The organism is Rhizobium sp. P1_E6 (assembly GCF_056405875.1).
The window spans coordinates 1-880 of record NZ_JBFUBG010000313.1 but is presented as its reverse complement, the minus strand read 5'-3'; the positions used below and the strand labels follow the sequence as shown (position 1 = coordinate 880).

The 880-nt window shown below is 58.3% G+C and carries 1 protein-coding gene; it reads left to right on the top strand.

Annotated features, from left to right (window positions below):
- On the top strand, positions 1 to 437 hold a 437-nt coding region (locus tag AC1D35_RS36455; RefSeq protein ID WP_477942912.1), incomplete at its 5' end, for a nuclear transport factor 2 family protein.
- Positions 438 to 880: the final 443 nt, after the last annotated feature.

Below are 880 nucleotides of genomic sequence, written 5' to 3'. Positions count from 1 at the left end.
GGATCCGGATTCGCGAAGTCGCCAATGTGAACGCTGGGACATCGCCGACGGTCTTAAGTCAGGGTGATTTGAGGCGACTTGCGAAGTATGTCGATCGCTTCAACGCCAGAGACTTTGACGCAGTGCGAGACATGCTTGCGGACGATGTTCGGCTTGAACTCGTGTCGCGAGTCCGAATGGAGGGGCGCCAGGAGGTCTCGCGCTACTTCAAAAACTATTCGGGCATATACGATTGGCATCTCGTTCCTGGTCTGGTGGATCGTCGGCCAGCAATTCTGGTGTTCAACCCGAACAGCGTAGGCGACGCGCCGACACACTTCGTGCTCCTCGACTGGAACGGTGACAACGTCGCTTCCATCCGCGATTTTAGGCATGCCCGTTATGTCGCCGAGTCAGCCGAAATGATTCCGTTCGGCTCGCCAACAGGATCTTCGTGATCGCTCATCTTGCTGAGGAGGCAGAGGCCGATCTGATGGCCGAAGCTCGGCAGGCGGGCCTCGCGGCCATTTGCGCCTAACGGCCCGGGGGTTTCGGATCGAAAAGTCTCCTACCCGGACTGGCCTCCTACCTTGAACGTCACCCGAACGTGGATTTCGGCGTCGATCTCGCGGGCACGACGGTCGATATCGATTTTACCGGTTTCGATGCCGCCGCCGGACTTCGCAGACCAACGATTGAGGACTTGATCGCAGGGCCACTTAAGTCCTACGGGTTGGGGATCCGTGGAGCACCGTCTTATCGCTGACGGCAAGGCTCTGTTGGCGTCAAGTGCGGGATGCGAGCAGTTCCTGTAATCTGCTTTTATCGGTCACGCCGATCTGAAACCATTTGAGCAGTTCGCGCGCGACATCCCGCCCCTCCTCGCTGTCCAGTTCGATCT